The sequence below is a fragment of the Nonomuraea monospora genome (assembly GCF_039531895.1).
Lineage (GTDB): Bacteria > Actinomycetota > Actinomycetes > Streptosporangiales > Streptosporangiaceae > Nonomuraea > Nonomuraea monospora.
In genome coordinates, this window is the sequence record NZ_BAAAQX010000006.1 from 266,805 (window position 1) to 288,478 (window position 21,674).

Here is a 21,674-nt window from a genome sequence, read left to right on the forward strand (position 1 = left end):
ACCACCTGAAACTGGGCGACGCTTTCACCAGGCAATTTGGTGAGCAACCGCCATTTGATACGCGCTGTTGACAGGGCTGCGAGCAGGACCCTACCGTAACTGATCGGCAATGTCACGGTAATCTTTCGGAAAGTGCGCCAGAAACTTTCCGAGCCAGAAATGCATGAACGAGGGTGTATGCCTGCACGTGTTGAGCAGCCCGGACTCGACGAACGCCGATCGCGGCGGGTCGAGGAGCTGCTGGCGGAGATGTCGCTCGACGAGAAGCTCGCGCAGCTCGTGGGCGTGTGGCTGAACGTCAATCGCGAGGAGGGCGTGGTCGCCCCGCTGCAGGACTCGATGCAGGGCGAGGACGTGCAGTTCGAGGCGTTCGCCAAGGACGGCGTCGGCCAGATCACCCGCCACTTCGGCACCAGGCCCGTCGAGCCGGAGTGGGCCCGCGCGGCGCTGGCAGGGCGGCAGCGCTGGCTGCGGGAGAGCACGCGGCTGGGCATCCCCGCGCTCGCCCACGAGGAGTGCCTGACGGGGCTGGCGGCGTGGCGGGCCACGACCTATCCGGCGCCGCCGGCGTGGGGCGCGTCGTTCGACCCCGCCCTGGTGGAGGAGATGGGGCGCAGGATCGGGGAGAGCATGCGCTCGCTCGGCGTGCACCAGGGCCTGGCGCCCGTCCTCGACGTGATCCGCGACCAGCGGTGGGGCCGGGTCGAGGAGTGCGTGTCCGAGGACCCGTACGAGGTCGCCACGATCTGCGCCGCCTACGTGCGCGGCGTGCAGTCCACGGGCGTGATCGCCACACTCAAGCACTTCGTCGGCTACTCCAACTCCCGCGCGGGCCGCAACCTCGCCCCCGTCCACGCGGGCGCGCGCGAGGTGGCCGACACGTTGCTGTTCCCGTTCGAGGTCGCGGTACGTGACGCGGGCGCGGGCTCGGTGATGAACTCCTACGCCGAGATCGACGGCGTCCCGATCGCCGCCGACCCCCACTACCTGACCGAGATCCTGCGTGACCGGTGGGGCTTCGAGGGCACGGTCGTCGCCGACTACTTCGCGGTGGCGTTCCTGCACACCCTGCACGCGGTCGCCGAGGACGCCGGTGACGCCGCCGTCCAGGCGCTGACGGCGGGCATCGACGTGGAGCTGCCGACCGGCGTGACCTACCTGGAGCCGCTGCGGCAGGCGGTCGCCGAGGGCCGGATCGAAGAGTCGCTGATCGACCGGGCGCTGCGCCGCGTGCTGCGGCAGAAGGCGTGGCTCGGGCTGCTGGACGACGACTACGACCCCGAGCCGTCCGGCCCCGTGGACCTCGACGACCCCGAGTCCCGCGACCTGGCGCGGCGGCTGGCCGAGGAGTCGGTCATCCTGCTCACCAACGACGGCGTGCTGCCCCTCGCAGGCGACCGGCGGATCGCGGTCGTCGGGCCGAACGCCGACGACGTGGCCGCGCTGTTCGGCTGCTACTCCTTCGTCCAGCACGTGCTGCCGCACTTCCCCGGCGTCGAGACCGGCCTCGCCGCCCCCACCCTGCTGGACGCGCTGCGCGCGGAGCTGCCCGGCGCGCGGATCGGCACGGCCAAGGGCACCGGCGTGGACGACGGCGACCGCGCGGGCATCCCCGACGCCGCCCGGCTGGCCGCGGAGTCCGACGTGGCGATCCTGGTGCTGGGCGACCGGTCGGGGCTGTTCGGGCGGGGCACCTCGGGTGAGGGCTGCGACGCCGAGAGCCTCGACCTGCCGGGCGCGCAGCGGGAGCTGGCCGAGGCGGTGCTGGCCACCGGCACGCCGACCGTGGTGGTGCTGATGACAGGCCGCGCGTACGCCGTACCGTCGATCATCGAGAAGGCGGCGGCGGTCGTGCAGGCGTACTTCCCCGGCGAGGAGGGCGCGGGCGCGATCGCCCGCGTGCTCAGCGGCGCCGTGAACCCGTCAGGACGGCTGCCCATGAGCATGCCGCGCGGCATCGCCGGCCAGCCCTACAGCTACCTGCACCCCAGGCTCGGCGGGGCCGGCTCGGTCAGCAACCTCGACCCCGCCCCCGTCCTGTCGTTCGGCCACGGCCTGAGCTACACCCGCTTCGAGTACGCCGATCTCACCGCCGAGGCCGAGGTCGCCGCCGGGGCGCCGATCCGGTGCTCGGTGGTGGTGCGCAACGCCGGCGACCGGGCGGGCGCCGAGGTCGTCCAGGTGTACGCCGCCGACAGGATCGCCTCGGTCACCCGCCCGCTCGCCCAGCTCGTCGGGTACGCCCGCGTCGAGCTGGAGCCAGGCCGCGCCGCGAAGGTCACCTTCGACGTGCCCGCCCGGCTGCTGTCGTTCACCGGCAGGGACGGGCGGCGCGTAACCGAGCCCGGCGAGGTGGGCCTGTCCGTGCGCCGCTCGGTCGCGGACGTGGTGGACGAACGGACGGTCACGCTGACCGGCCCCGTCTACGAGTTCAAGGGCTCCGAGCGCCGCCTGACCGGCGTCTCGATCGAAGATCACAACTAACGGGAGCAGTGGCATGTCGCGTATGGAGAATTTCCGGCGCCGGGTGGGTGGATTCGCGTTCGGCGGTGACTACAACCCCGAACAGTGGGACCCCGAGGTGTGGCGCGAGGACGTCCGCCTGATGCGCGAGGCCGGGGTGAACACCGTCAGCCTGGGCGTGTTCGCGTGGGCCTCGCTGGAGCCGGAGCCGGGCACGTACGAGTTCGGCTGGATGGACGAGATCATGGATCTCCTCCACGACAACGGCATCAGCGTCAACCTTGCCACCCCCACGGCCGCGCCGCCCGTCTGGCTGACGCACCTGCACCCCGAGGTGTTCCCGATCAGGGAGGACGGCCACCCGTTCGGCTTCGGCAACCGCATGCAGTACGACCCGTCGTCGCCGATCTACCGCGAGTACGCGGCGCGGATCACCACGAAGCTCGCCGAACGCTACTCCTTCCACCCGGCGCTGGCGATGTGGCACATCAGCAACGAGTACGGCCCCACCTCCTACGGCCCGGCCGCCGCCGCGAACTTCCGCACCTGGCTCAAGCGCAGGTACGGCACCCTCGACCGGCTGAACGAGGCGTGGACGACCCGCTTCTGGGGCCAGGTCTACACCGACTGGGAGCAGGTGGACGTCCCGCACATCCCGCGCACCTGGATGAACCCGACGCGTCGGCTCGACTTCAAACGCTTCACCTCCGACGCGCTGCTGGAGTGCTACGTCGCCGAACGGGACATCGTCCGCTCCTTCCGCGACGACATCCCGGTCATGACCAACTTCATGCGCTTCTTCCGCCACGCCGACTACTGGAAGTGGGCGCCCGAGGAGGACGCCGCCGCGCTCGACATCTACCCCAACCCGGCCGACGCCGACTCCCACGTGTCGGCGGCGTTCAACTACGACCTGTTCCGCTCGCTCAAGGGCGGCCAGCCGTGGATGCTGATGGAGCAGTCGAGCAGCGCGGTCAGCCAGTGGCAGCTCAACATCGTCAAGGAGCCGGGGCGGATGCGGCTCGGCTCGCTGCAGGCGGTCTCGCGGGCGGCCGACTCGGTGATGTTCTTCCAGTGGCGGGCCAGCCGCGGCGGCCAGGAGCGCTTCCACTCCGCGATGCTGCCGCACTCCGGGCCCGATTCCCGCACGTTCAGGGAGATCACCGACCTGGGACGGGAGGTCAAGCAGCTCGCGCCCGTCGCCGGCACCACCTCCCGCGCCGACATCGCGATCGTCTTCGACTGGGACGGCTGGTGGGGGCTGGAGGAGGTGTTCGGCCTGCCGCGCTCCGACTTCAGCTACACCGACACCGTCATGCGGCACTACACGCCGCTGTGGGAGCGCCACCACGCCGTGGACGTGGTCGGCCACGCCTCGCCGCTCGACGGGTACAAGGTGCTGATCGTGCCGAACGCGTACCTGATCGACGACGAGGCGGTCGCCCGCATCCACGAGTTCGCCGCGAACGGCGGGACCGTGATCATGTCGTTCTTCACCGGCGTCGTGGACGCCGACAACCGCGTCCGGCCGAACGGCTACCCCGGCGCGTTCCGCGAGCTGATCGGCGCCAAGATCGACGAGTACTGGCCGGCGCGCCCGCACGAGGAGTTCGCCGTGACGTTCGCCGACGGGCGGCGCGCCACGGCCACCTGGTGGCGTGACGACCTGCACCTGGAGACGGGCAAGGCGCTGGCCACGTACGCGGACGGGCTGCTGGAGGGCCGGGCCGCCGTCGTCGAGAACCGCTACGGCGCCGGGCGCGTCGTCTACTTCGCGACCCTGCTGGAGCAAGACGCCTTCGACGCCACGGTGGCGCAGATCGTCGAGGAGGCGGGCGTGCGCTCCCGCTTCGAGGGCGTGCCCGCGCACGTGGAGTGCACGGTGCGCGGCGACGCGGCGCACGAGTACGTGTTCCTGCTCAACCACAGCGCCGAGGAGGGCGCGTCCGTCACCGTGGGCGGGACGGGGACGGACCTGCTCACCGGGCGGCAGGTGGCGGGCGAGGTCACGCTGGCGCCGCTGGGCGCCGCCGTCGTCCAGCTCGCCCGCTGACGCCGGCGGTTCACGGCCGCCGGGACAGGATGAACTCCTCGTAGCCGTCGGGCACGGGCATGCCTCTGGACAGCATCCAGTGGACGCGGCCCGCGCCGGTGAGGGCGAGCGTCGCGCGGTAGCCCAGCTCGACGTCCGCCCTCGCGAATCGGTCCGTGCCCGCCAGGTAGGCGTCCAGGGGGTCGGTGAACGTGCTGAGCGCCAGCGCGGCCAGGTCGGCGCCGACCGGGCCGGCGCTCAGCGTGGCCCAGTCGAGCAGGACGGTGGCGCCGGTGGGGGTGGCGAGGATGTTGCCCGCGGAGAAGTCGCCGTGGGACAGGACCGTCGGGAGGCCTGCCAGGCGGGCCAGCAGGTCGTCTCGTTGGCGCCACAGCCGTTCGATGCGGGGGTCCGCGTCCACCGGGGTCCAAGTTGTGGCGCGCAGGCGTTGCGGGAGCTGGTGGCCGCCCAGCCAGGGGACGTCCGGGAGCGGGGTCGCCGCCTGCCAGACCGCCAGCCTCGCCGCTGCCGTAGCCGGGGCTTCCGGTTTGCCCTGGACGTCCTCCAGGTACAGGACGTTGTCCACTGTTGCGTAGCAATGGGGGGTCGTCAGGCCGGGGCCCGTGGGGAGCAGGCCGGAGGCGTAGGCGAGTGGCTCGCGGCGCCAGTACGCCCAGTGGCGGGGATCGGTGGCGAAGGGGGCGTGGCGGCCGGTGCGGATGGGGTGTAGTTCCTTGCGTACCAGGGTTTTGTGGTGGGTTTGGACGGTCAGGCGGGTGAGGGTGGCGGTGGCGGCGCCGGAGCTTCCGCGGATCGGCTCGGCGTGGCAGGTGATCCGCTCGGGGCTGCCTTCTTGGAGGGCCGCGAGCACGTCCGGGGGTAGCGGTTCGCAGGTCACGGGCTCTCCTTCGCGTAGGCGATCGCGATCTCGATGGCGGGGTGGTAAGCCGTCGCCGGGGGCGGGCCGTGCAGTGTGTCGTGGGTGACGATTCGGTAGATCAGCGCCCGTATCAGCATCTGGCCCCACTCCGGGAGGTGCGCCCAGCGGGCCGGCAATGCGGGCGTGGCGCCGTACCAGCACAGGGCGTCCGCGACCGCGACCGCCGCCGCCCATGACGGAGGCCGCCAGTAGACCGGCCAGTCGATGATCGCCGGGGGTAGTCCGTCGGCGAACAGCACGTTTCCCGGCAGGTCGCCGTGCACCGCCTGGGACGGCAGATCTACCGGGCGGCGCGCTCGTGCCAGCGGCTCCAGCAGCCCCGCCGCCGCTCCGTGCTCGATGGGCAGTTCCTCCCATGCCACCCGGTCGCCGGACGACCAGGGGTCGTCGCGTGCGTCCAGGAAGGGTGGGCGTGGGAGGTGTGCGATCGCCTCGTGGAAGGCTGCGGCGGCGGTCAGTACGTCATCCTGTCTGCGCACGTCCGGCTCGCCCGGGACGAGCTGGTACGCCTCCCAGCCGTGCGCCACCCACCCGCCGCCGTCCCTCGCCGCCACGGGACGAGCTACTCGGAAGGCGGACGAGTCGGGCAGGGTAGCCAGGACTTCGGCCCGCCAGAGGGCTTCGGGGGTGAAGTCGGCCCGTTTGAGCACCAGGCTCCCGACTCGCCACGCGCCGTCCATCCACACGGGCTCATCCGCTTCCGCGCCGTAGGCGGCGAGGACGTGCGGAGGCGGCGCCTGGTTCTCGTCGGACGAGCAGTTCTCGCCGTTCGTGGCGGACGAGGGAGTCATGTCGAGGTCGCTGGCCAAGCGGGCATGGCGCTCGCGGACGCGTCGCTCGCAGGCGCGACACTCGCGGACGCGGCAGGCGCGGGCGCTGGGGTTGTGAGCCAAGCGTCCACCTCCGCCCGGAGCCCCGCCTTCACCCCCGCCGGCGCGAACGACGCGTCGATCGACGCCCTGGCCAGCCCGGCCAGCTCCTCATCCCCGTACCCGAAAACCTCCCGCACCCGCGCATACTCATCGGCCAGCGCCGTCTCCCCATCGGTGTTGACGGTCACGACCAGCCCCGCCTCCCGAAGCCGTGGCAGCGGATGCGACTCCAGCGAAGGCACCAGCCCGAGCAGCACGTTCGAGGAGGGACAGACCTCCAAGGCCAGCCGACGCTCACGCACCTCCTCCACCAGCGCCGCGTCGTCGAGCACCCGGATGCCGTGCCCGAGCCGCTCCGTGTGCCCCACCTCGATCGCCTCCCTGATGCTCCCGGCCCCCGCCGCCTCCCCCGCGTGGTGCACGAGGTGCAGCCCGGCGTCCCTGGCCGCGTCGCAGACCTTCGCGAACGGTGCCAGCGGGTAGCTCTCGTCGCCCGCCAGGCCGATGCCGATCACCCGTTCGTGCCGGAGCGCCAGCTCGTACGTCCGCCACATCCGCTCCACCGGCCGCCGCCTGGAGTGGTCGAGCAGCATGCGGCACTCGATCCCGTACCTGGCCTGCCCCTCGGCGAGCCCGTCGAGCACCGCCTCCAGCGGCATGTCAGGATCCCCGACGCGCTCCCCGTGCGAGGCGGCCGTGAACGTGACCTCGGCGTACCGGGTGCCCTGGGCGGCCTCGTCGGCGCAGAACTCCAGCGCGACCCGCCGGAAGCGGTCGGCGGTGGTCAGCAGCTCGCGCACCTTGGCCCGCTGGTCGGCGAACTCCCTGAAGGTGGTGAAGCCTCCCTCCGGCTCGGGCGGGCCGCCCCACTCGCGCACGGTGCGCGGCCGTACGGTGCTCTCCAGGTGAACGTGCAGGTGGGCCTTGGGCAACGACCGAACGTCTCTCACGTGCGTCCACCTTATGGGCCGTCCGAATCGCCCGCAGCTCAATATCGGGACGTACCGTCGCAGACGGGGGCCTGCACGGAGGGAGCGCTTCATGACAGTCGTTCTGGTTCACGGCGTGCCGGAGACCGCGTCCGTGTGGGATCCGCTGCGCTCGGTGCTGCGGCGGCGGGACGTGCGCGCACTGCGGCTGCCCGGCTTCGGCTGCGCGCGGCCCGGCGGGTTCGGCGCGACCAAGGAGGAGTACGTGGCGTGGCTGGCCGCCGAACTGGAGTCGATGGGCGACGACGAGATCGACCTCGTCGGCCACGACTGGGGCGGCGGCCTGGTGGTGCGGCTGGTCAGCATCCAGCCCGAGCTCGTACGCTCCTGGGTCACCGACGCCCCCGGCCTGGGCCATCCCGATTTCCGCTGGCACGACCTCGCGCGGTTGTGGCAGACGCCGGAGGCCGGGGAGCAGTTCTTCTCCCGGCTCGTGGCGATGCCGGTCGAGGCGCGGGCCGAGGCGTTCGCCGGGATCGGGGTGCCGCGGGAGCGGGTGGTGGCGATGGTGCGGGAGGTGGACGCGGTGATGGGCGGAAGCATCCTGGACCTCTACCGGTCGGCGACGCGGGTGGCCGAGGAGTGGTCGCCGGCGTTCACGGACATTCCCGTGCCGGGGCTGGCGCTGGTGCCGTCGGAGGATCCGTACCTGGCGGCGGAGGTGGCGCGGGCGAGCGCGGCCAGGGCGGGGGCGGCGGTGGCCGAGCTGCCCGGGCTGGGGCATTGGTGGATGCTGCAGGATCCGGCGGCGGGGGCGGCGAGGCTGGAGTCGTTCTGGGCGGAGGTGGCCAAGTAGGGCGCGGGCCAGGCGGCCACCTTCGACCGGCCCGTCGGCCTTATCGGCCCCGTCGGCACCACAGGCCCCGTCCGGCCTTCGCCACCCTCCCGCGAGGGAAGCTAGGCGGCCGGCCGCCTGGTGAGGCGGAGCTTGGACTGCTTGTGCGGCGACCGCTCCCAGTCCTCCATGAACTCCGCGTCGAACCCGTACGTCCCGGCCAGCGCGACGAGCGTCTCGGTGCGGTAGTAGAAGTCCTCCCGCAGCACCTGGTGCTCCCTGCCCTCGGTCCGGTCGAAGGTGAAGTCGAACCAGCCGCCGGGCTTCATGACCCTGCCCACGTGGGCGAAGCACTCCTCGATCACCTCCAGCGGGGAGTGCGAGAAGACGCTGTGGGCGTGCACGACGTCGAAGTGCTCGTCGGGCAGGAACGCCAGGCGCAGGTCGCGTACGGGGGTGAGGTAGGGCAGTTTGTCCGCCAGGTCGTGCTGGACGATCGTCTGCTGGGCGGCCATGAGGATGTCGGGCGAGATGTCGACGCCGTAGTAGTTGCCGGTGTGCAGGTAGCCGATGAACAGGTGGCCGGCCCGCAGGTTGCCGCAGCCGATCTCCAGCATCCGGCATTCGGGCTTCAGCCCGTGCTCCACCAGGTAGTCGAACTGCATGCGGCCCAGCGCCAGCCACCGCTTGTGGTTGTGCGAGCCGACGGCGCCCTCGGGGTCGCGGGCCGTGTCGGACCTCATGACGGCGCGGTAGTAGCCGATGTGGTCGCGCGTGCGCAGCCTGAACCACGTGTCGCGGGCCAGGCGCCGCAGGTGGGGGATGATCTTGTGTGGGTTCTTGATGGCGTACGTCGCTTGGTGGACGACGCTCGATCGGGAGCGGTTCACGTTTCGGAATCTAGGTCAGGGGCGCGGGCCGCCATAGGGCCGTCGCGACACTCTTGATGGTCCGTTGGCGCAGCCTTTCTGTCGCGGGCGCGCTCCACGGAGCCCCCGCCCGGAGGCGCGCCGCCCCGGACGCGTGTCCGGAGGCGCGCCGCCTCAGGTTCGCGCGCCTAGCTCAGGTAGTCGCGCAGCGCCAGCGACCGGGACGGATGCCGCAGCTTGGACATGGTCTTGGCCTCGATCTGCCGGATGCGCTCCCGCGTGACCCCGTAGACCCGCCCGATCTCGTCGAGCGTCATGGGCTTGCCGTCCGTCAGCCCGTACCGCATGGTGATCACCCCCGCCTCCCGCTCGGAGAGCTGGTCGAGCAGCGACCGCAACTGCTGCTGGAGCAGGGTGAACGAGACCGCGTCGGCCGGTGAGACCGCCTCGGTGTCCTCGATGAGGTCGCCGAACTCGCTGTCGCCCTCCTCTCCCAGCGGCGTGTGCAGGGAGATCGGCTCGCGGCCGTACCCCTGCACCTCGATGACGCGGTCGACCTCCAGCTCGCTCTCCTTGGCGATCTCCTCCGGGGTGGGCTCGCGGCCGAGCTCGCTCTGCAGCCGCCGCTGCACCCGCGCGACCTTGTTGATCAGCTCCACCATGTGGACGGGGATGCGGATCGTGCGGGCCTGGTCGGCCATGGCGCGGGTGATGGCCTGCTTGATCCACCAGGTCGCGTACGTGGAGAACTTGTAGCCGAGCTGGTAGTCGAACTTCTCGATGGTCCGGATGAGGCCCAGGTTGCCCTCTTGGATGAGGTCCAGGAAGAGCATGCCGCGGCCGGTGTAGCGCTTGGCGATGGAGACGACCAGCCGCAGGTTGGCCTCCAGCATGCGGCGCTTGGCGCGGGTGCCGTCGTCGGCGATCCACTGCAGCTCGGCGCGCAGGTCGTCGGCGAGACTTTCCTCGGTGTCGAGCCGTTCCCTGGCGAACAGCCCCGCTTCGATGCGCTTGGCCAGATCGATCTCCTGCTCGGCGGTGAGCAGGGGCACGCGGCCGATCTCCTTCAGGTAGGCCTTGACCGAGTCTGCGCCGACGGCCGTGCCGCCGTCGGCGACGGTGTCGTCCAGCTCTAGAACCTCTGCTGCTTGGGACAAGACTCTCTCCTCGCTCGCTTTGGATGATGTGGACGGCGGCCTAAACTTAGGTCGCGCCTAACTTTAGGTACCCTCAAGAAGAGGGTCAACCTAAAATAAGGTCGAACCTAAGATTTTGTGGAAGACTACGGCCATGAGCACCGACACCTTGGGGTTGAGGGAACAGAAGAAGCGAGAGACCAGGCAGGCCATCTCTGACCACGCTACCCAACTGTTCCTGCAACGTGGCTTCGACCGGACGACGATCGCCGACATCGCCACCGCGGCGCGGGTCGCCAAGATGACCGTCACCAACTACTTCCCGCGCAAGGAGGACCTGGCACTCGACCACCACGAGGAGTTCGCGGCGGGCCTGGCGCGGACGGTCGCGAACCGCCCCGCCGGGGAGTCGGCGCTGGGGGCGGTGCGGCGGGCGTACCTGGCGGCGCTGGCGCGGCGCGATCCGGTGATCGGCTTCACCGGGCGGGAGTTCGCGCAGATGATCGCCGAGAGCCCGACGCTGGTGGCGCGGCTGCGCGATCTGCACGACCAGCGCGAGGAGGGGCTGGCGCGGCAGCTCGCGCACGAGGAGCCGGGCGACCCGGTCGCCGCCCGGGCGGTGGCGGCGCAGCTCGCGGGGGCCGATCGGCTGCTGTTCCGTGAGTTGCAGGCCCGGATGCTGGCGGACGACCAAGCGCCTGCGGCACGAGCGGACGCGCCCGAAGCGGGCCAGGGCGCACGCGCGACGCACCAAGGCGCGCGCGCGGCAGGCGGCACAACAGCGCGGGACGAGGGCATCGCCGCCGAACTCGGCGAGATCGCGCGCCGGGTCTTCGACCTCCTGGAACCCGCCATAGGCGGTTACGCCGTCCGCTGACCGCACCCCCTCACGAAAGCGCCACCGCACTCCTCGGCGCCGACCATACGACCTCCCCTTCCCCGGCCACCCCCGCGAACGCCATCAACCGCGCCCCTTCGGCGGCCACCTCCCCCATGACCTCGTCGGACAGCGGCGCGAAGGGCTCGACGTTCAGCACGCCGTCCTTAAGGTCCCACATGCCACCGACAGTTCCGCCGACCAGGAAGGTGGGGTAGACGGCCGCCCCCACGCACACCGCCTTGCGCTGTTCGGCGGTCATCATCCGCCCGCGGTCGGCGAAGGCGACGATGAGGTTGTCGAACCAGGGCAGGAAGCGCACGGGCGCGGGCACGTCGGCGGGGGCGAGCGGCGCGTCGGCCAGGTCGAAGAGGACACGTCCGGAAATATCGTGGTAGCGGCGGAGGCCGGGCATCGCCTCTATGACCGGGCGCAGCCGCGTCAGCCCCGACCACGCCTGCACGTCCATCACGCTCGCCGGCCCGTACGCCGCCAGATACCGCGCCACCAGCCGCTCCACCGGCGGCGCCGCCTCCAGCGGCCGTCCCAGCCACTCCTCCGCCAGCGTGAACGGCGTGGGCCCGCCCTTCCCCCAGATCCCGTTCGGCGGCGTGTGCACGATCGGCAGCAGCGCCTGCGCCGAGAAGCCGAGCGCCGTGCCGTCGGTCTCGGGCCAGCGCTCCCGCAGCAGGTCACGGAGCTGCGGGCGGGTGAGCGTGCGCCCGGCCAGGTGCCCGCGCGCCAGCGTGGCCAGCTCCTCGACGTCCACCCCGCGCATCAGCCGCCCGAACGCCGCCTGCCGGGTGCGCGAGAGGATGACCTGCATCAGCGGCCGGATCCAGACGTAGTCGTCGGCCAGCGTGAGGTGCTGCGTCCCGCGCAGCAGGGAGCCGCGCACCACGTGCTTGCCGTGCAGGAGCGAGGCCAGGTCGTCCTGGGTGAAGGAGGCCAGGCGGGTCCACAGGCCGAGGTACGGCGCGTCGATCTCCTGCCCCTGCACGGCCACCAGGCGCTCGACGGCCTGGGCGGCGGACAGGTCGGCGCGGTTCAGCAGCAGTTGCCGCTCCAGCGTGGTGCGGTTGAGCACGCGGAGGTCGAGCTCGCGGATCAGCGTCATACGGGCAGCGTATGAGTCATTGCGGCAAGTCCCCTTCCGCGTTGCGCAACTCGTTCAAAGCGTCCCGCAGGTGCTCGGTCAGCTCCCAGGCGTCCGGCACCATCTCCCTGTCGGTGACGAGGCCGATGTCGAGGGAGCCGTCGTAGGAGAAGGCCGTGATGTTCAGCCCGCCGCTCACGTCCGTGATCACCGAGACGGGGTAGTGGCAGAGCAGCCGCGCGCCGCAGACGTAGAGGGGGAACTGGGGGCCGGGCACGTTCGAGATGATCAGGTTGATCGGCGGCGCGGCCTGCCCGACCAGCGCGAACGCCGAGCGGGAGGCCAGCCCCATGAGCGCGGCGGGCATGGACTCGCTGAACTCGCGCAGCCACCGCGCGGGCGCCAGCGAGAACCTGTCCTTGATCCGGTGCATGGCGTGCCGCACGTGGTGCAGCCGCGCGACCGGGTCGGCGACGTGCACGGCCAGCGGCGCCGTCATGATCGCCACCTGGTTGCCCGGCCCCTCCTCGCCCACGGCCCGCAGCGAGAACGGCACCCCGGCCACCAGCGGCGTCCGCGGCACCCCGCCGTGCGCGGCCAGCCACGTGCGCAGCCCGCCCGCGCACACGGCCATGACCACGTCGTTGACCGTCACCCCGAACGCCTTGCGCACCTGCTTGATCTCCTCCAGCGGCAGCGACGCGAACGCGAAGCGCCGGTGCCCGGACAGGGGTCCGCTGAACGGCGTCCTCGGCGCGGGCAGCGCGGGCAGCTCGGGCGCGCCGCCGCTGCCCGCCAGGCGGCGGGCGAACCCGGAGACGGCCGCGGCGCCGGGGATCCACGACACGACGGGGATCTCGTCCAGATGCGGTACGGCGTCGGCGGCGAACCGCACGGCGGCGGCCGGGTTGCCCGCCAGCCGGGTCAGGCCGCGCGCCACCATGGCCAGCGGCCCGGGCGGCGGCGCGTCCCGCTCGGGCGGGTACGTGGGCGGCGGCGCGGGCTCGGGCGTCAGGTCGAGCAGCGCGGCCAGCACGTCGGCGCCGCCGATGCCGTCCACGGCCGCGTGGTGGATCTTCGTGTAGAGGCCCATCCGCCCGCCGGACAGCCCGTGGATCAGGTAGATCTCCCACAGCGGCCGGCCCCGGTCGAGCCGCCGCGCGTGCAGCCGCGAGACCTGGTCGGCGAGCTGCCGGTCGTCGCCCGGCGGCGGCAGGCCGATCTCGCGGACGTGGTAGTCGAGGTCGAGGTCGTCCTCCTGCACCCAGTACGGGTGGTCGAGGCCGAGCGGCACGGCGGCCAGCCGCCGCCGTAACGCGGGCACGTACGGGAGCTTGCGTTCGAGCAGGGCTTGCAGGTCGGTCCGGTTCAGGTCGCCTTCCAGGACGGCCAGGCCGGCGATGTTGGCGATGTTGGTGGCGGTCTCGAAATGGAGGAACTGCGCGTCCAGGGCGGTCAGCTGTGGCATCGTCACACCTCCGCCACCGAACCTGTCAGACTGCGTCCACCGCTTCAAGAGTCAGCGAGGCGGCGTCGGGCTCGGCGAACGCGAGCAGCCGCAGGCCCTCCTCCTCCAGCCCGTCAAGATCGGTCCCGGCGAACGGGGTGACGAGCAGTCGGGCCTTCTTGCCTGAGCGCTTGATCTGCCAGGTGCCGGCCGCGAAGCCGTCCACCAGGTAGACGGCCCTGACGCGGAGGTTCTTGGTGGCGACGAAGCCCTTGTGCTCGTCGGCCAGGACGCGGGTGCGGTCGGCGTGGCCGAGGATCAGGGTGTCGAAGTCGGGCAGGAAGCGGACGGGGGCGGGCACGTCGCCGTCCGGGCGGGGCGCGCCGGGCAGGTCGAACAGCTCGCGCCCGGTGAAGTCCTTGACCCGGTCGAGTTCCATGCCGGTCATGATCGGGCGCAGGCCGCGCAGCCCCGACCAGGTCTGCACGTCGGCGGGGGTGGCGGGGCCGAACGCGGCCAGGTAGCGCTCGATCAGCGCGGGCGCGCCGGCAGGATCGAAAGGAGCGGAGGGGAGGCCGAAGCATGGGTCGCGCGGGTAGCTCCACCGGTCGTCGGTGGGCTCGATGACCAGCGGGGTCAGCATGCGCACGGCGTACCCGAGTGCCCGGTCGTACCCGCCGGGGAACTCCTCCAGCAGCCGAGGGCGCAGCTCGTTGAACGTCATCGGCCCCGCCGCCAGCAGCCGCTGGGCGGCGGCAGAGACGGCCTCGAAGTCGACGCCGTCGAAGCGGCGCGCGGCGGCCTCCAGCACCGGCGCGACCACCGGCCGGAACGCCGCGAAGTCGGCGGCCGTCACGAGGTGCAGCGTGGCCCGCCACATGGTGGCGCGCACCAGCGTGCGCGCGTGCAGCGCCGCGTGCAGGTCGTCGCGCCCGAACCCGGCCAGCCGCGACCACACCCCCAGGTACGGCGGGCGCGGCTCCTGTGCCTGGAGCCCCACCAGCCGGTGCACCACGTCGGCCACGTCGCCCTCGTGGCGGGAGAGCAGATGCTGGCGGGCCAGGGTGGCACGGTTGAGGTCGCGAAGGCTGAGCATCTACATATCATGCCCTTCCCCATCAAAGAGGTACGTGCCACGTACCCCGCCCTGTCCGACGGCTACGCCTACCTCGACGGCGCGGCCGGCACGCAGACCCCCCGCCCTGTGATCGACGCCATCGCCACCGCCTACCGGACGGGGATCGGCAACGTCGGCGGCGCCTTCCCCGCCAGCCACCGCTCCGACGCCATCGTGGCCGCCTGCCGCGCCGCCGTGGCCGACCTGGTCGGCGGGCACCCCGACGGGGTGATACTCGGCCCGAACATGACGACCCTGACCTATCGCCTGTCACGGGCGCTGGCGGGCCCCGGCGACGAGGTGGTGCTCTCCCGGCTGGACCACGACGCCAACGTGCGCCCCTGGACGCAGACCGGCGCCACCGTGCGCTGGGCCGAGGTGGACCCGGTCACCGGCGAGCTGCCCGTCGAGCAGTACGCCGAGCTGATCAACGAGCGGACCAGGGTCGTCGCGGTGACGGCGGCCAGCAACATCCTGGGCACCCGCCCCGACGTGCCCGCCATCGCCGAGCTGGCGCACCGGGCGGGCGCGCTGATGTACGTGGACGGCGTGCACGCCACCCCGCACGGCCCCGTGGACATGCGCGCGCTGGGCGCCGACTTCTACGCCACCAGCGCGTACAAGTGGTCGGGCCCGCACATCGGCGCGGTGGTCGCCGACCCGGCGCTGCTGGAGACGGTCAGGCCCGACAAGCTGGCCTCCTCCCCCGACACGGTGCCGCACCGGTTCGAGACGGGCACGCTGCCGTTCGCCGACCTCGACGGCGTGACCGCGGCCGTCGACCACCTGGCCGCCATGGTGCCGGGCACGGGCAACCGGCGCGAGCGGCTGCTGACCTCGATGGCCGCCGCGGAGGAGCACGAGCTGGCGCTGTTCGCGGCGCTGATCGAGGGGCTGGAGACGATGCCGCACGTCACGGTGTACGGCAAGCCGGCCAGGCGCACCGCCACCGCGTACTTCAACGTCGCCGGGCACGCTCCGCGCCAGGTGGCGGAGCACCTGGCCAGGCTGCGGGTGAACGTGTGGAGCGGCCACAGCTACGCCTGGGAGCTGACGGCCGCGCTCGGCGTCCGCGACACGGGCGGCGCGGTGCGCGCGGGGCTGGTGCACTACAACGACCGCTCGGACGTGGACCGCCTCCTGGAGGGGGTGGCCGGCCTGGTGTGAGGCGCCGGCAGTGCATGATGCACGGTGAGGCCGTTCCAGCTGTGGGATGTCACCACTGACACCCGCTTGACCAGCGCCTATGGTGGGCGGCTAAGCAACACCCCCGCCTGCGAAGGAGCCCGGCATGGCCTCAGCCGTCGGTGTCGACGATTACGCGCTCACCAGGGTCCCCCAGAGCGCCCGCTACTCCTGGTGGTCGGTCGCCGTGCAACGGTTCGGCCAGGTCTCCGCGTTGAGCCAGTTCCTGCTCGGCGCCACGCTCGGCTTCGGGATGGGGTTCTGGGAGGCGTTCCTGGCGCTGACCCTGGGCGCCGTCATCCTGGAGGTGGTGGCCGTCTTCGTCGGCGTGATCGGCGTGCGGGAGGGGCTGTCCACCTCCATGCTGGCCCGCTGGACGGGGTTCGGCCGGTCCGGGTCGGCGCTGATCGGCCTGGCGATCGGGATCAGCCTGGTGGGCTGGTTCGGCATCCAGTCGGCGGTCTCCGCGCAGGGGCTGGCCGCGCTGGTCGGCGGGCTGCCCGAGTGGGGCTGGTCGCTGGTGTTCGGGCTGCTGGTGACCTCGATCGTGCTGTGGGGGTTCGGCTCCATGGCGTGGACGGCGTACGTCACGGTGCCCGCGTTCCTCGTCCTGGTCGGCTGGTCGATCATCAGCGAGCTGTCGCGGCACGACGTGGGCGCGCTGATCGCCTCGGCGCCGCCGGGGCCGCAGCTCAGCCTGCTGGAGGGCACGACGCTGGTCGCGGGCGGGTTCATCGTGGGCTCGATCATCACGCCTGACATGACCCGGTTCAACCGCAGCGTCGCCGACGTGGTCAAGCAGACGGTGCTCGGCGTGACGCTCGGCGAGTACGTCATCGGCATGGCGGGCGTGCTGCTCGCGCACGCCGTCGGCACCAGCGAGATCACCACCATCGTCACCTCGTCGGTCGGCTGGGTCGGCATCCTGGTGATCGTCGCGGGCACCATCAAGATCAACGACTGGAACCTGTACTCCTCCGGCCTCGGCCTGGTGAACTTCGTCGGCACCGTCTTCGGCAAGCGCGTGCACCGGGGCGTGGCCACGGCGCTGATCGGCGTCGTGGGCAGCCTGCTGGCCGCCGCGGGCATCCTGGACGCCTTCACCGAGTTCCTGACGCTGCTCGGCGTGGCCTTCCCGCCGATCGCCGGGATCATGGTGGCCGAGTACTTCCTGGTGCGGCGCTGGCGCGGCGACCTGGAGGCCGCCAGGGCGCGCGGGGAGCTGCCGGACCAGGCTCCGGCCTGGGTGCCGGCCACGCTGGTGATCTGGCTGGTGGCGGCCCTGGTGGGCAGGTTCGTGGAGGTCGGGCTCGGCAGCATCAACTCGCTGGTCGTGGCCTTCGTGCTCTACGTGGTGGCCGGGAAGCTGGGGCTGGTGCGGGGCGTGGGGGCCGGCCGTACCGAGCAGGTGCGGGTCTGAGACAAGTGAGGGGAAATTCCGTGCGTATCGGCATCGACGTGGGCGGCACCAACACCGACGCCGTCCTCCTGGACGGGCGGCAGGTGCTCGCCGCCGTCAAGACCAGCACCACCGCCGACGTCACGTCGGGCATCGTGGCCGCCATCGCGGGGCTGCAGGAGCAGCGGCCGTTCGACCCGGCGGACGTGCGGGCCGTGATGATCGGTACGACGCACTTCATCAACGCCCTGGTCGAGGCGCGCAGGCTGGCCCCGACGGCGGCGCTGCGGCTGAGCCTGCCCGCCGGGGCGTCGCTGCCGCCGATGGTCGACTGGCCCGGGCGGCTGATCGAGGCGGTGTCCGGGCGCGGCTACCTGGTGCACGGGGGGCACGAGTTCGACGGCAGGCACATCGCCGAGCTGGACGAGGCCGAGGTGCGCAAGGCCGCCGCGGACATGGGCAGGGCCGGGGTGCGCAGCGTCGCGATCACGTCGGTGTTCTCGCCGGTCAACGCCGAGTTCGAGGCGCGCGCCGCGGAGATCGTCGCGGCGGAGCTGCCGGACGCGGCGATCTCGCTGTCCTCCGAGATCGGCCGGATCGGCCTGCTGGAGCGGGAGAACGCCACCATCATCAACGCGGCGCTGCGCGAGCTGGCCGCGCACATCGTGGACGGCCTGGCCTCCTCGGTCACCGGGGCGGGCATCACCGCGCCGCTGTACCTGAGCCAGAACGACGGCACGCTCATGGACGTGGACTTCGCCCGCCGCTACCCGGTCGCCACGTTCGCCTCGGGCCCCACGAACTCCATGCGCGGCGCCGCCGTCCTGTCGGGGCTCGACACCTGCGCGGTGGTCGACGTGGGCGGCACCACCAGCGACGTGGGCGTGCTGCGGCACGGCTTCCCGCGCGAGGCCACGACCGACGTGACCGTGGCCGGCATCCGGACGAACTTCCGCATGCCGGACGTGCTGTCCATCGGCATCGGCGGCGGCAGCCGGGTGCGTGACGGAGCCGTCGGCCCCGACTCCGTCGGCTACGAGCTGACCTCCAAGGCGCTGGTGTTCGGCGGCGACACGCTGACCGCGACCGACATCGCCGTGGCGGCCGGCCGGGCCGAGATCGGCGACCCCTCCCTGGTCGCACACCTGGACAAGGGCCTGGTCGAGGCGGCGCTGCGGCGCATCGCCGACGACGTCGCCGACGTCGTGGAGCGCATGCGCACCTCCGCCGAGCCGCTGCCCGTCGTGGCCGTCGGCGGCGGCTCGGTGCTGCTGCCCGACGAGCTGGCCGGCGCGGGCGAGGTGCGGCGGCCCGACCACTACGCCGTGGCCAACGCCATCGGCGCGGCCATCGCCCAGATCGGCGGCGAGGTGGACCGCGTGTACGCCGTGGAGCCCGGCCGCCGCGACGCCGTCGTGGACGCCGCCAAGCAGGAGGCCGTGGACCGGGCCGTGGCGGCCGGCGCGTCGCCCTCGACGGTGCAGATCGTGGACTTCGACGAGGTGCCGATCCCGTACCTGCCGGGCAACGCCACCCGGATCAGGGCCAAGGCCGTGGGCGAACTCCAGCTCACCGACGCGAAGGGACGCTGACACATGCGCGAGATCACCCTGTCGGACCTGGACGACATCGCGACCGGCGCGGCCATCCTCGGCACGGGCGGCGGCGGCGACCCGCACATCGGCCGCCTGCTGGCCGCCTCCGCCGTGCGCGAGTACGGCCCCGTGAAGCTCTGCTCCCTGGACGAGCTGCCCGCCGACGCCGCCCTCGTGCAGGTGGCCATGATGGGCGCGCCCACCGTCATGGTGGAGAAGCTGCCCTCGATCGACCAGGTCTCCGCCGCGGCGGACGCGCTGAGCGGCTACCTCGGCAGCGGCCTGACCCACGTCGCCTGCGCCGAGGCGGGCGGCGTCAACTCGCTCATCCCTGTCGTCGCGGCTGCCCAGCTCGGGCTGCCGCTGGTGGACGCCGACGGCATGGGGCGGGCCTTCCCGGAGATCCAGATGGTGCTGCCCACCCTGTACGGGGTGCGCGCCACGCCGATGGCCATCGCCGACGAGAAGGGCAACCGCGCCGTCCTGGACACCGTGGACAACCACTGGGCCGAACGCCTGGCCCGCTCGGCGACCATCGACATGGGCTGCTCGGCGATGATCAGCTCGTACGCGATGAACGGCGACCAGGCCCGCGAGTCGCTCGTGCCGGGCACCCTCAGCCTCTGCGCCGAGCTGGGCAGGCTGGTGCGCGAGTCGCGGGCCGCGCACGCCGACCCCGTGGCCGCCGTGGTGGCGAAGCTGGGCGGCGCGACGCTGTTCACCGGCAAGGTGACGGACGTCGAGCGGCGCACCGTGACCGGCTTCGCCCGGGGCACCGCGACGCTGTCGGGCCTGGACGGCGACGCGGGCGGCGAGCTGACGCTGCGCTTCCAGAACGAGTACCTGGTGGCCGAGGTGAACGGCCGGGTGCGGGCGACCGTACCGGATCTGATCTGCACCCTCGACCGGGAGAGCGGCGAGGCCGTCACCACCGAGGCGCTGCGGTTCGGGCAGCGCGTGACGGTCATCGCCGCACCCGCCGACCCGCGCTGGCACACCCCGGAAGGGCTGGCGCTGGCCGGGCCGCGCTACTTCGGCTACGACCTCGACCCCGTGAGGGCGGCCGGATGAGCTGGGAGCTGACCGAGGCGGACCTGCCCGACCTGGCCAGAGGCGCCGCGCTGCTGGGGACGGGCGGCGGCGGCGACCCGTACGTCGGGCAGTTGCTGGTGCGCGAGGCCGTCCGCGAGCACGGCCCGATCACCGTGCTGGACCCGTCCGACCTGGACGACGACACGCTGGTCATCCCGACCGCGCAGATGGGCGCGCCGACGGTGGTGCACGAGAAGCTGCCGCGCGGCACCGAGCCGGTCGCCGCGCTGCGCGCGCTGGAGTCGCACCTGGGCAGGAAGGCCGGCGCGACGATGCCGATCGAGTGCGGCGGCATCAACTCGATGATCCCGCTGGTGGTGGCCGCCAGGACCGGCCTGCCCGTCGTGGACGCCGACGGCATGGGGCGCGCCTTTCCCGAGCTGCAGATGGAGACGTTCGCGGTGTACGGGGTGCCGGGCTCGCCGATGGCCGTGGCCGGGGAGCGCGGCGAGACCACGATCATCGACACCGGCGCCGACAACGCGCGCATGGAGTGGCTGGCGCGCGGCGTCACCATCCGGCTGGGCGGCGTGGCGCACATCGCCGAGTACGCGATGACCGGAGCGCAGGTCAAGCGCACGGCGGTGCCGCGCACGCTGTCGCTGGCCCGCACGGTGGGCCGCACGCTGAGGCAGGCCAGGGAACGCGCGGCCGACCCGGTCGCGGCGCTGGCCGAGGCGCTGCGCGACACCCTGTACGGGCACCTGCGGGTGCTGTTCAGCGGCAAGGTCACCGACGTCGAGCGGCGCACCGAGGCGGGCTTCGCACGGGGCAGGGCGGCGGCGGTGTCGTTCGACGGGCGGCACGAGCTGGAGCTGATGTTCCAGAACGAGCACCTGGTGGCGCTGGTGGACGGCGAGCCGCGCTGCGTCGTCCCCGACCTGGTGTGCGTGCTGGAGTCGGAGCAGGCCGAGCCGATCACCACCGAGAGCCTGCGTTACGGCCAGCGGATCAAGGTCGTGGGCATCTCCACGCCCGCCCTCATGCGCACCCCTGAGGCGCTCGCGGTGTTCGGGCCTGCCGCGTTCGGCCTGCCGTACCCGTTCAGGCCCGTGGAGGAGGTCGCGTGAACGGCCGGACAGCGGTGATCATCGGCGGCGGGTCGGGCATCGGGCTGGCGGTGGCCGGGCGCGTGGTCGCCGCGGGCGGCCGGGTGGTGATCGGCGGGCGCACCGAGGCGCGGCTCAGGGCGGCGGCCGGCGAGCTGGGCGAGGCGGCGTCCTGGCGGGTCGTGGACACCGCCGACCAGGCGTCGCTGGCCGCGTTCTTCGAGGCGGTGGAGCGGGTGGACCACCTGTTCACCCCGGCCGCCTCCTACACCACGGGGCCGATGCGCGAGCTGAGCGACGAGGCCGCGGCGAGCCCGTTCACCTCGAAGTTCTGGGGCCAGTACCACGCGGTGCGGCTCGCGCTGCCCAAGCTGGGCGCGGACGCCTCGATCGTGCTGATGGCGGGCGCCGCGAGCGTCCGGCCGCCCGGGCCCGCGCCCGCGTACGTGGCCTGCAACGCGGCCATCGAGGGGCTCGGCCGGGGGCTGGCGGTGGAGCTGGCGCCGGTGCGGGTGAACGTCGTCTCCCCCGGCACCGTCGACGGCAACCTGTGGCGGCAGCGGCCGGAGGAGGTGCGGGAGTCCGCGTTCGCGCAGTACTCGCGCGACGCGCTGCTCGGCAGGGCGGGCCGGGAGAGCGAGGTGGCCGACGCCGTCATGTTCCTGTTCGCGAACACGTACATGACCGGCTCGACCCTCTACCCGGACGGCGGGTACGCGCTGCGCTGAGGGGCGCCGCTGT

The 21,674-nt window shown here is 72.5% G+C and carries 17 protein-coding genes and 1 pseudogene; 10 read left to right on the forward strand and 8 right to left on the reverse strand.

Annotated elements, in window-relative coordinates; translation table 11 throughout:
- Positions 1–177: 177 nt before the first annotated feature.
- The gene (locus ABD331_RS14560) at positions 178–2,484 is read left to right on the forward strand and encodes a beta-xylosidase/alpha-l-arabinosidase (RefSeq protein ID WP_344474712.1); all 2,307 of its coding nucleotides are present in this window, start codon (positions 178–180) and stop codon (positions 2,482–2,484) included.
- A gap of 22 nt (positions 2,485–2,506) precedes the next feature.
- Positions 2,507–4,516, forward strand: a complete 2,010-nt coding sequence (locus ABD331_RS14565; protein WP_344474714.1) for a beta-galactosidase — start codon at positions 2,507–2,509, stop codon at positions 4,514–4,516.
- A 10-nt stretch (positions 4,517–4,526) separates the two neighbouring features.
- Here the strand turns inward: ABD331_RS14565 and ABD331_RS14570 are convergent, their stop codons facing one another.
- The 3 genes from ABD331_RS14570 to add are packed head-to-tail and all read right to left on the reverse strand — an operon-like array spanning position 4,527 to position 7,257.
- On the reverse strand, positions 4,527–5,393 hold the full coding sequence (locus ABD331_RS14570) for an aminoglycoside phosphotransferase family protein (protein ID WP_344474716.1): 867 nt from the start codon (positions 5,391–5,393) through the stop codon (positions 4,527–4,529).
- On the reverse strand, positions 5,390–6,226 hold the full coding sequence (locus tag ABD331_RS14575) for a TIGR02569 family protein (RefSeq protein ID WP_344474718.1): 837 nt from the start codon (positions 6,224–6,226) through the stop codon (positions 5,390–5,392). The genes ABD331_RS14570 and ABD331_RS14575 overlap by 4 nt, the downstream gene beginning before the upstream one ends.
- Positions 6,223–7,257 carry an adenosine deaminase gene (add, locus tag ABD331_RS14580; protein WP_344474720.1) on the reverse strand — a complete coding sequence of 345 codons (1,035 nt, stop codon included), beginning with the start codon at positions 7,255–7,257 and terminating at the stop codon, positions 6,223–6,225. The genes ABD331_RS14575 and add overlap by 4 nt, the downstream gene beginning before the upstream one ends.
- A gap of 91 nt (positions 7,258–7,348) precedes the next feature.
- Between add and ABD331_RS14585 the strand changes: the two genes are divergently transcribed.
- On the forward strand, positions 7,349–8,092 hold the full coding sequence (locus tag ABD331_RS14585) for an alpha/beta fold hydrolase (protein ID WP_344474722.1): 744 nt from the start codon (positions 7,349–7,351) through the stop codon (positions 8,090–8,092).
- 101 nt (positions 8,093–8,193) lie between these two features.
- On the opposite strand, the gene ABD331_RS14590 is transcribed toward ABD331_RS14585, so the two are convergent.
- Entirely contained in the window at positions 8,194–8,961 is a 768-nt protein-coding gene (locus tag ABD331_RS14590; protein ID WP_344474724.1) for a class I SAM-dependent DNA methyltransferase, read from the reverse strand.
- Between the two features lie 167 nt (positions 8,962–9,128).
- Positions 9,129–10,133, reverse strand: a pseudogene (locus tag ABD331_RS14595) (RNA polymerase sigma factor); the annotation flags it as partial.
- Between the two features lie 97 nt (positions 10,134–10,230).
- Between ABD331_RS14595 and ABD331_RS14600 the strand changes: the two are divergent.
- The gene (locus ABD331_RS14600) at positions 10,231–10,953 is read left to right on the forward strand and encodes a TetR/AcrR family transcriptional regulator (protein WP_344474728.1); all 723 of its coding nucleotides are present in this window, start codon (positions 10,231–10,233) and stop codon (positions 10,951–10,953) included.
- A 10-nt stretch (positions 10,954–10,963) separates the two neighbouring features.
- Here ABD331_RS14600 and ABD331_RS14605 read toward each other — a convergent pair whose 3' ends face one another.
- Genes ABD331_RS14605 through ABD331_RS14615 form a run of 3 tightly spaced genes read right to left on the reverse strand, consistent with a single transcriptional unit; the run spans position 10,964 to position 14,592 of the window.
- Positions 10,964–12,070, reverse strand: a complete 1,107-nt coding sequence (locus ABD331_RS14605; protein WP_344474730.1) for a winged helix DNA-binding domain-containing protein — start codon at positions 12,068–12,070, stop codon at positions 10,964–10,966.
- Between the two features lie 16 nt (positions 12,071–12,086).
- A complete protein-coding gene (locus ABD331_RS14610; protein WP_344474732.1) occupies positions 12,087–13,517 on the reverse strand; it encodes a WS/DGAT/MGAT family O-acyltransferase in 1,431 nt (476 codons plus the stop codon).
- 25 nt (positions 13,518–13,542) lie between these two features.
- Positions 13,543–14,592 (reverse strand): winged helix DNA-binding domain-containing protein, encoded by a 1,050-nt coding sequence (locus ABD331_RS14615; protein ID WP_344474734.1) that lies wholly within the window; start codon positions 14,590–14,592, stop codon positions 13,543–13,545.
- A gap of 9 nt (positions 14,593–14,601) precedes the next feature.
- Between ABD331_RS14615 and ABD331_RS14620 the strand changes: the two genes are divergently transcribed.
- The 6 genes from ABD331_RS14620 to ABD331_RS14645 all read left to right on the forward strand — a co-directional run bounded on the left by ABD331_RS14620 (position 14,602) and on the right by ABD331_RS14645 (position 21,661).
- Positions 14,602–15,780 (forward strand): cysteine desulfurase-like protein, encoded by a 1,179-nt coding sequence (locus ABD331_RS14620; protein ID WP_344474736.1) that lies wholly within the window; start codon positions 14,602–14,604, stop codon positions 15,778–15,780.
- Positions 15,781–15,904: 124 nt separating this feature from the next.
- Positions 15,905–17,218 carry a purine-cytosine permease family protein gene (locus ABD331_RS14625; RefSeq protein ID WP_344474738.1) on the forward strand — a complete coding sequence of 438 codons (1,314 nt, stop codon included), beginning with the start codon at positions 15,905–15,907 and terminating at the stop codon, positions 17,216–17,218.
- Between the two features lie 20 nt (positions 17,219–17,238).
- Positions 17,239–18,789, forward strand: coding sequence for a hydantoinase/oxoprolinase N-terminal domain-containing protein (locus tag ABD331_RS14630; RefSeq protein WP_344474740.1), 1,551 nt, complete (start codon positions 17,239–17,241; stop codon positions 18,787–18,789).
- 3 nt (positions 18,790–18,792) lie between these two features.
- Positions 18,793–19,863, forward strand: a complete 1,071-nt coding sequence (locus ABD331_RS14635; RefSeq protein ID WP_344474741.1) for an S-methyl thiohydantoin desulfurase family protein — start codon at positions 18,793–18,795, stop codon at positions 19,861–19,863.
- Positions 19,860–20,954: an S-methyl thiohydantoin desulfurase family protein gene (locus ABD331_RS14640; RefSeq protein ID WP_344474743.1), complete on the forward strand. Its 1,095-nt coding sequence runs from the start codon at positions 19,860–19,862 to the stop codon at positions 20,952–20,954. The genes ABD331_RS14635 and ABD331_RS14640 overlap by 4 nt, the downstream gene beginning before the upstream one ends.
- The gene (locus ABD331_RS14645) at positions 20,951–21,661 is read left to right on the forward strand and encodes an SDR family oxidoreductase (protein WP_344474745.1); all 711 of its coding nucleotides are present in this window, start codon (positions 20,951–20,953) and stop codon (positions 21,659–21,661) included. The genes ABD331_RS14640 and ABD331_RS14645 overlap by 4 nt, the downstream gene beginning before the upstream one ends.
- The last annotated feature ends 13 nt before the right edge of the window (positions 21,662–21,674 follow it).